The following is an 8,190-nucleotide window of genomic DNA, read 5'->3' as shown; positions in this document are numbered from 1 at the left end:
TGATTCATCCGGCCCGTCCGGCGTCCGGCGTCACAACAGCCCGCGCAGCCGCTCAGCCAGCAGATCCCACCGCCACCGCTCCTCGACCCACTCGCGCCCCCGCTCCCCCATGCGGCGCCGCAACTCCCCGTCGCCGAGGAGCGTGATGATCCGGTCCGCGGAGTCCTCCGTGTCGCCGCCCTTCACGACCCAGCCCGTCTCCCCGTCGAGCACCGCGTCCGGCGCGCCGCCGGAGTCGCCCGCGACGACCGGCAGGCCCGTCGCCGAGGCCTCCAGGTAGACGATGCCGAGACCCTCGACGTCGAGGCCTCCGCGCCGGGTCCGGCAGGGCATGGCGAACACGTCGCCCGCCCCGTAGTGCGCGGGCAGCTCCGACCACGGCACGGCCCCCGTGAAGCGCACCGAGTCGCTGACGCCCGTCTCCGCGGCGAGCCCCCGCAGCTCCTTCTCGTAGGGGCCGCCGCCCACGACGAGCAGCACCGCGTCCGGGACGGCCGCCAGGATCCGCGGCATCGCGAGGATCAGCGTGTCCTGCCCCTTGCGCGGCACGAGCCGCGAGACGCACACGACGACGGGCCGGTCGGTCAGCCCGAGCCGCTCGCGCACCAGGTCGCCGCCGGAGCCGGGGTGGAACGTCTTCTCGTCCACCCCCGGCGGCAGCTGCACCATCCGGCCCGCGGCGGCGGGCGTCAGCGCGGCGGCGATCCTCGACCGCGTGTACTCGCCCAGATACGTGATCGTGTCCGTCGATTCGCCGATGCGGCGCAGGAGCCCGCGGGACGCGGGCAGTTGCGCCCAGCCCGCCTCGTGCCCGTGCGTGGTGGCCACCAGGCGCCGGGCGCCGGCCTTGCGCAGCGCCGGAGCCATCAGGCCGAGCGGGGCGGCCGCGCCGAACCACACCGACGTACAGCCGTGCTCCTTGAGCAGGCCCACCGCGCGCCGGGTGACGCGGGGCGTCGGCAGCAGCATCGTCGTACGGTCGCGCACGACGGTGAAGGGCTGTTCGGCGTCGAAGGCGGCGGTCGCCTCCACGCCCTCCCGGGTGCGCTTCCAGGTGGAGGCGTAGACGACGAGCTGCTCGGGGTCCAGGCGGAGCGCCATGTTGTGCAGGAACGCCTGGATGCCACCGGGCCTGGGCGGGAAGTCGTTGGTCACGATCAGGGTCTTGTGCATCGCCGCCGACAGTACCTAACGCGCCGGTGGGCCGTGCTTCATGGCCCCTGCACAGTTCCGCCGGGCATCATGGCCCGAATGATGCCGAGAATCCCGGTCCTCGCGGTGCTGGTGTGGGCCGCGACCAGGGCGCTGCTCCTCCTGTGCGTCCTGAAGGTGATCACGGTCCCGGGTCCCGACGTGACGAGCGACGTCTCCGTCATCTACCGCCACTGGTACGGAATCCTGCGCACCGGCACGTTCCCGCTCGACGACGTCACCTGGCAGTACCCGCCGGCCGCCGCGGGCGCGATCCTCTCCCCCGCTCTCCTGCCGTTCCTGTCCTACGCCACCGCATTCTTCGTGCTCGCCCTCCTCGCCGACGCGCTCACCTTCGGGCTCCTCGTCCACGCGGGCGGGCGGCCCGGCAGGTCGTGGCGCGGGGCGTGGGTGTGGGTCGCGGGGGTGCCGCTGCTCGGTCCGACCGCGTACGCCCGTTACGACGTCATGGTCACGGCGGTCGCGGTGGCCGCGCTGCTGGCCGGGGCCCGGCGTCCGCGCGTCATGGGGGCGCTCACGGGGCTCGGCGCGCTGCTGAAGGTGTGGCCCCTGCTCCTGCTGCTCGGGACCCGCCGCGGCCGCGTCACACGGGTGTCCTGGGGCAGCGCGGCCCTCACGGCCGGGGCCCTGGTCGTCGCCTTCGCGCAGGCGATGCCCGGCGCGCTCGACTTCCTCACCTCTCAGCGCGACCGCGGCACGGAGGTCGAGTCGCTCGGCGCTCTGGTGTTCCACGTGGCGCGGCAGTTCGGCTGGCCGGGCTCCGTCGGGCTGAACTACGGCTCGATGGAGTTCCTCGGCCCTTACGTGGACGTCGTGAGCGTGGTCGCGCAGGCGCTGACGCTGCTCGCGTTCGCCTGGCTCCTGGTGTGGCGGCTGAGGGTGCGGGCCTGGGCGCCGGGGACGCTCGCGGACGCGGCGTTCGTCGCGGTGCTGCTGTTCACGACGACGAGCCGGGTGATCAGCCCCCAGTACATGCTGTGGCTGACCGGTCTGGCCGCGGTGTCGACGGTGTTCTCCGCGAGCCGGATGACAACGCCGGCCTGCCTGGTCGTGGCGGCGTCCCTCGTGACGTTCCTGGAGTTCCCGCTCGGCTTCGGACACGTCGTGTACGGCGACGGACTCGGCCTCGCCCTGATCCTCGTACGCAACGGCCTGCTGGTCGCCGCCTCCCTGACCGCCGCCCGGCGCCTGTGGCGGCAGACGGTCACGGAACCGCGGACGCGCGAGCAGGCCCCGCCTCCCCGGGCGGCCCGCGACGAGACCCTGCTCACGTCATGACCCCGTCGGCCGGTCAGCCGAGTCGGGCCCGCAGATAATCCCGCCAGTCCGCCGTGAACTTCTCCTCCGTCGTCCCGAGCACGCTCGCCATCGCCTCCTCGACCGCCCCGGCCCGCCGCTTGTGCTTCCCCACGGCGCGGTAGAAGTCGTTCAGCTTCGCCTCGCCCCAGCGGTCGGCGATCATCCGGCACGCCAGCCACCCGCCCTCGTACGCCTGCGCGAGCCGCCCCGCGTCGCCGGAGAACCCGAAGTCCGGGTCGGTGGGGAGCGCGGCCGGCAGCCTGCCGCGCCGCACGGCGCGCTCCAGCTCCGGCGCGGCCTGCCCCGCCGAGCGCCCGGTACCGCGGTAGCCGACCCAGTCCGCGTACCCCTCGGACAGCCACAGCGGAGTGGCGCCCGACGTCGCCGCGCGGGTGGCGACGTGGGTCGTCTCGTGCGTGAGGACGACCTGCTTGCCGAGCGAGCCGAGCACGCCGTACGCGTCCGGGTTCACGATGATCCGGTCGGCCGGCGTCCGCCCCGGCGCCCCCGCCTCCCCGGTCGTCACCGCGGCGATCTCCCGGTAGCCGGCGGCGGGGGACCCGAGCAGCGCTCCCATGCCGTCGAGGGATTTCGGGACGAGGACCACGACCCGCCGGTCCCAGCCGGTCCCCCAGGCCTCGCTCACGGCGGGCACGGCCGCGTCGGCGAGGTCCGCGTAGTCGCTCAGCGCGCCTTGGGACCTGCCGACGCCGAGGACCAGACTGTGCGCGCCCCGCTCGACGACGACCCTGCCCTGTTCCCAGAGCTGATCACCGGTGTTCGCGGCGGGCCGGTCGGAGGTCACGTACCAGCGGCCCTCGCGCAGTTCGAGTCCGAGGGAGCGCTCGGAGACGACGGGGGCACTGTCGTAGCCCTTGATCCGGTAGCGCAGTTCCGCGCCGGCCGTGGCGCGGCCGCCGGAGCGGTCCAGGCGCGTGAGCCGGTACGTCCAGGAGTCCAGCGGGACGTCGGTGAGGTTCGCCGGAACCGCGGCGTCCGCGCTGCCGGTGGCCCGGTAGGCGGCCGGATCCCGGGCGAGGACGGCGTCGGCCCTGCGGTCGAGAGTGTGCTGCACATCGCCGCGCGCGGTGTCCTTGACCGTTCCCCCGCCGCAGCCGACGAGCCCGGCGAGCAGGGCGGCCACGGACAGCAGGGCGACGCACGCCCCCGCTCCACCCGCACCACGCCCACGACCAGCCATCCTCCCGATCGTACGGCGCCTGCCGCGCCGGGCCCCGCCGGCCTCGACCGCTCAGACCCGCGTCACGGACGAGACGGGCATCATGCCCACCGGGTCGTAGCGCACGGGCGCGCCGGGGTAGGGGGCGTGGATGACCTGGCCGTTGCCCACGTACATCCCGATGTGGCTGGCGTCCGAGCGGTAGGCGACGAGATCTCCGGGCCGCGCCTCGGACAGCGGCACCTGCCGCCCCGCGTACCGCTGGGCCTGAGAGGTGCGCGGCAGGCCTACGCCCGCCCGCGCGTACGCCCACTGCATGAGGCCCGAACAGTCGAATGAGGAGGGCCCGTTGGCACCCCACACGTACGGCCTGCCGACCGCCGACATGGCGGCGGCGACCGCCGCGGCGGCCCGGCCGGACGACGGCACTCCCGCGCCCGACAGGTCGGGGACGCCGCCGCGCATGCCACCGCGTGAGGCGCGCTCGTAGGCCTCGCGCTGCGAGGCGGGCAGGGAGTCGAGCAGGCGACGGGCCTTGGCGAGCTTGTCCTGAACGGTCCGCTTGTGCCGGGCGACGGCCTTGCGGGAGCGCTCCAGGTCGACGAGCTTGCGGGTGGCCTCGGCGCGTTCCTGGGACAGGTCGCGCTGCGCCCGCTGCAGTTCGGTGAGTTCGCCGGCCTGGCGGGCGGTGACGCGGTTGAGGACGGACGCCTTGTCGAGATAGCCGTCGGGGTCCGACGACAGGAGCAGGGCGAGAGCCGGGTCGATGCCGCCCGAGCGGTACTGGGCTCCGGCGAGCGAACCGAGGGCGCCGCGCATGGTGTTGATGCGCTCCTGTCCACGGGCGACGCTGTCCTGAAGGTCCGCCAGTTCGTCGCGGAGCTTGTCGGCGCGCTCGCCGGCCTTGTTGAACGCCTCGGTGGCCTGCTCCGCCTGCTCGAAGAGGCGGTCGACCTCGGCCCGGGTGCCGGACGGGCGGTCCTGTGGCGCGGCGCCCGCGGGGGCGGCGGCGAGCCCGGCCGCGGTGGCCGCCACCGCGGACACGGCGGACACGGCCGACAGGAGGCTGACGGTGGAGCCGCGCGCGCTCCGGTCGAGGCCGGACTGTGCGGGACGGCGATGGGACCCCACGAGTAGCCGCTCCTCTTCCGCTGACGAACGACCCCCGGCCGGAGAGCCCGGTCGGGGGAATGCGGGGAGACATTAGCCGCGGGGGACAGCCGCGGCCAACGACCGCTGAGGGGGCGGAAAACGCGACGCCCCGCCTATGACGCAGGTCATGGGCGGGGCGTGGGGTCAGCGGGTGATGCCGGAATTCGCCCGAACGGGCGCGTTCTCGCTCGGCGCTCCCCCGGCGGATCCGGACCGGGTTCTCAGCCGGAGATGCGGACGCCGAACTGGAACGAACCGACGGTGCTCATCGACTCGTAGCGCACGACGGCGCCGGGGTGCGGGGCGTGCAGCACCTGGCCGTTGCCGGCGTACAGGGCCACGTGCGCGAGGTTGTTGAAGAAGACCAGGTCGCCGGGCTTGAGCTGGCTCATGCCGATCTTCGGGCCGTCGTTCTGCTGCGTGTACGTGGTCCGGGTTATGCCCACGCCGGCCTGTCCGTAGGACCACTGGGTGAGCCCGGAGCAGTCGTAGGAGTTGGGGCCCGTACCGCCGGAGACGTACGGCTTGCCGAGCTGGGTGGCGGCGGCGTTCAGGGCGGCGGCGCCGCGCTTGGAGGCGGGGACCTCGTTGCCCAGGTCGACGCGGGCGCCGGCGGAACGGCTCGCGCGGGCGTCGTCGGCGGCCATCTTCTGCCGCTCGGCGGCGGTGAGGGTGTTGAGGAGCTTCTGCGCGGCGCTGAGCTTGCTCTGGACCTGCTGCTTCTTCTTGCCGAGCTCCGTGCGGGTGTCGGCGAGGTCCTTGAGCTTGTCGGCGGCCTCCTGGCGCTCCTGCGCCAGCGAACGCTGCTTCTCCTGGATCTTCTTCAGGCCCTCGACCTGCTGACCGCTGAGCTGGTCGAGCGTGGAGGCCTTGTCCAGGAAGTCGTCCGGGTCGGCGGAGAGGAAGAGCTGGACGGAGGGGTCGATGCCGCCGGAGCGGTACTGCGCGCTGGCCATCGAACCGAGGCCGGAGCGCAGCTCGTTGAGGTCCTCCTGGCCGCGGGCGACCTTGTCCTGGAGGTCGCCGATCTCCTTCTCGAGCTTCTTCTGCTTCTCCTTGGCCCCGTTGTACTTGTCGGTGGCCCTCTCCGCCTCTTCGTAGAGCTTGTCGACCTTGGCCTTGACCTCGCTCTTGGTCGGCTTCGGCGCGGCCTGCGCCGCCTGCGACGTGAGGGCCACGGCTGCGGCGGCGGTTGCGGTGAGCACGGTCACACGGGTGCGGCTCGGCTGCTTGGGTCGACGGTGGGACGCCACGAAGGCGAGCTCCTTCTTCCTCCAGCCGCCTACCGACACGCCGGTGGGCGGTGACCCTCTGCCGTCACTCCCGATGAGCGATCACCCGAGCGGAGGTTCGAGGCCAGACCTTAGTGACCTTCCTGTGATCAGTTCAAATCCTGACGGGAAAAAAGTCGGTCACCGAGCGCATTCTTTGCACTCAACTCACATGCGGTAGTGCTCGTTTGACACTACGTTGCGTAAACGATCCGCCAATTCGGGCATCAGGCCCAGAGGTTACGTATGAGACCTACGTTGCCTATGCGGCGAAGGGCCGGAACCTGCGCGGCGGTTGCTCAGCCGCGCGACAGACGCTTCAGGAGCATCACGGAGGCGACGGGGCGGGCGCCCGACCTGGCCACCCCGTCGGCCACCTCGCGGTCCGTGGAGACGACCACCACGGGCCGTCCGGACGGCTCGGCGCGCACCAGCTGGCGGATCAGTTCGTCGGCGGTCACACCCGCCTTCGAGAAGAGCACACGCACGCCGCGCGGCGGCGCGAGCAGTACGGGCGCGGCGAGTTCGGCCCCGTCGAAGACACAGGTGACCTCGGCGCCGGTCTGCGCGGCGAGCTGGGAGAGCGAGCCGAGCAGCCTCAGCCGCTGCTTCTCCAACGGCATCGTCGGATAGCCGGTCTTGGTGACGTTGTAGCCGTCGACCACGAGATGGGCCTGCGGCAGGGCGAGCAGCTGGTCCAGGATGGCGGGGTCGTGCTCGGACAGGGCGCGGGCCGCGATGTCCTTGGGCGACATCCGTCCGGGTTCGACGGCGTCCACGGTCTCGGCCGGACGCACGGACACGGGCGGCAGCGCCAGCTCACGGCGCAGCCCCTGGGCGGATTCCAGGACGGTGTCGAGCAGCAGCCGTACGCGCATGTCCTCGACGCTGCGGCCCTCGCGCGCCGCCTTGCGGGAGGCCTCGAGCGCCGCCTCGGTCTCGCCGAGCCGGGCCTTGAGCCGCCGCGTCTCGCTGTCGGCGGCGGACAGCTGCGCGTGCATCTCGGCCCGCACGGCCTCGGTCTCGCCGTGGACCTTGCGCAGGGCCGCCTCGCCGCGCTTGACGTCACTGAGCGCGCTGCGCAGCTTGCGGTGGAGGGAATCGGCCTCCTTCTTCGCCGACTCCAGCTCCGCGCGCAGCCGTTCGGTCTCGGACCTGGTCTGCTCGCGGGCGGCCTCGACCTCCGCGCGCAGCCGCTCCAGCTCCGCCTTCGCCTCCTCGTCGGCGCGCTCGGCGTCGGCCCGCACGGCCTCCTCGCCGGCGGCCGCGACGAGCTTCACCCAGCCCGTGGGCCGCAGCACATAGGCCGCGGCGGCCACGTCGAGGGGGTCGGCGGCGGGCGGTGGCGCCCCGGAGTCCAGGGCGCCGGCGAGCTCCGGCTGGGCCTCCCTGAGACGTTCGCCGATGCGCTGACGGAAGAGCGTGTCGCTCTCCACGGCGGCAGCCATCGCATTGCCGGCGAACTTGGCGCGCCGGGTCGGGGTGAAGCGCGCATACTGCCGCAACTGGGACGGCAGTTCGGCGACCGTCAGACCGCCGAAGCCGTCCGAGACGATCTGCACGACCCGGCGTCGCACACCTTCGGGCAACGGCCGGTCGAGCACCTCAGCGGTGCCGTCCCCGGCCTCCCCGCCTTCGCTCTCCACCATCCGTCACCTCAATGTCCGTATTTTCCGGGGGTTCCGCTCCCTCTCAGGAGCCGGCACCCGGCCTGTCCACGAGTTCGACCTGATCCACCGCGTTGCACCAGCGGCAGCGGACCGACTCGATGGTCTCACTGACCACCTCGCGCTCCTCGACGGTCGGGTCACCCGCGAGGTCGAGGTGCACATATTCGACGACCTTCGACGAGCGGGTCACGTCGAAACGCGTGAGGTTGCCGCAGAGAGTGCAGCGCCAACGGGTCTCGGCGGTCGGCAGGGGAACCGTCATCGGGGCTTTCGCCTTCTTTCGGGGTCGTACGTCTTCCGTGGTGCGTGGTGCCCGTAACCCTACGGCCTGACGGGTACCCCCCGCGCGGGCGTCCACAGTGGGGAATTCCGGCAGGCCGTCTGGGCAGGTGTGCACCGTTACGTC

General features: G+C 72.8%; 7 protein-coding genes. 1 reads left to right on the top strand and 6 read right to left on the bottom strand.

Annotation, left to right across the window (positions count from 1 at the left end; genetic code table 11):
- Positions 1-30: 30 nt before the first annotated feature.
- Entirely contained in the window at positions 31-1,173 is a 1,143-nt protein-coding gene (locus tag ACFC96_RS15800; protein WP_376258767.1) for a glycosyltransferase family 4 protein, read from the bottom strand.
- A 78-nt stretch (positions 1,174-1,251) separates the two neighbouring features.
- On the opposite strand from ACFC96_RS15800, the gene ACFC96_RS15795 reads away from it, so the two are divergent.
- Positions 1,252-2,490 (top strand): glycosyltransferase 87 family protein, encoded by a 1,239-nt coding sequence (locus ACFC96_RS15795; RefSeq protein WP_376612686.1) that lies wholly within the window; start codon positions 1,252-1,254, stop codon positions 2,488-2,490.
- A gap of 13 nt (positions 2,491-2,503) precedes the next feature.
- On the opposite strand, the gene ACFC96_RS15790 is transcribed toward ACFC96_RS15795, so the two are convergent.
- The 5 genes from ACFC96_RS15790 to ACFC96_RS15770 all read right to left on the bottom strand — a co-directional run bounded on the left by ACFC96_RS15790 (position 2,504) and on the right by ACFC96_RS15770 (position 8,046).
- Complete coding sequence (locus ACFC96_RS15790; protein WP_376612684.1) at positions 2,504-3,712, bottom strand: hypothetical protein; 1,209 nt, start codon at positions 3,710-3,712, stop codon at positions 2,504-2,506.
- 51 nt (positions 3,713-3,763) lie between these two features.
- Positions 3,764-4,822, bottom strand: a complete 1,059-nt coding sequence (locus ACFC96_RS15785) for an NlpC/P60 family protein (RefSeq protein WP_376612682.1) — start codon at positions 4,820-4,822, stop codon at positions 3,764-3,766.
- Positions 4,823-5,064: 242 nt separating this feature from the next.
- On the bottom strand, positions 5,065-6,096 hold the full coding sequence (locus ACFC96_RS15780) for an NlpC/P60 family protein (RefSeq protein ID WP_376258775.1): 1,032 nt from the start codon (positions 6,094-6,096) through the stop codon (positions 5,065-5,067).
- Between the two features lie 317 nt (positions 6,097-6,413).
- Positions 6,414-7,763 (bottom strand): NYN domain-containing protein, encoded by a 1,350-nt coding sequence (locus tag ACFC96_RS15775; RefSeq protein ID WP_376258777.1) that lies wholly within the window; start codon positions 7,761-7,763, stop codon positions 6,414-6,416.
- A 43-nt stretch (positions 7,764-7,806) separates the two neighbouring features.
- Positions 7,807-8,046, bottom strand: a complete 240-nt coding sequence (locus ACFC96_RS15770; protein ID WP_376258779.1) for a hypothetical protein — start codon at positions 8,044-8,046, stop codon at positions 7,807-7,809.
- Positions 8,047-8,190: the final 144 nt, after the last annotated feature.

This window comes from Streptomyces sp. NPDC055955, from assembly GCF_042270245.1.
GTDB lineage: Bacteria > Actinomycetota > Actinomycetes > Streptomycetales > Streptomycetaceae > Streptomyces.
Note: the sequence above shows the minus strand (reverse complement) of the source record. Positions and strands in the feature narration are given on the sequence as shown.

Coding starts and splice junctions, on each gene's coding strand:
- ACFC96_RS15790 (WP_376612684.1), bottom strand. CDS start 3,712: ATGGCTGGTCGTGGGCGTGGTGCGGGTGGAGCGGGGGCGTGCGTCGCC.
- ACFC96_RS15770 (WP_376258779.1), bottom strand. CDS start 8,046: ATGACGGTTCCCCTGCCGACCGCCGAGACCCGTTGGCGCTGCACTCTC.
- ACFC96_RS15800 (WP_376258767.1), bottom strand. CDS start 1,173: ATGCACAAGACCCTGATCGTGACCAACGACTTCCCGCCCAGGCCCGGT.
- ACFC96_RS15795 (WP_376612686.1), top strand. CDS start 1,252: ATGATGCCGAGAATCCCGGTCCTCGCGGTGCTGGTGTGGGCCGCGACC.
- ACFC96_RS15775 (WP_376258777.1), bottom strand. CDS start 7,763: ATGGTGGAGAGCGAAGGCGGGGAGGCCGGGGACGGCACCGCTGAGGTG.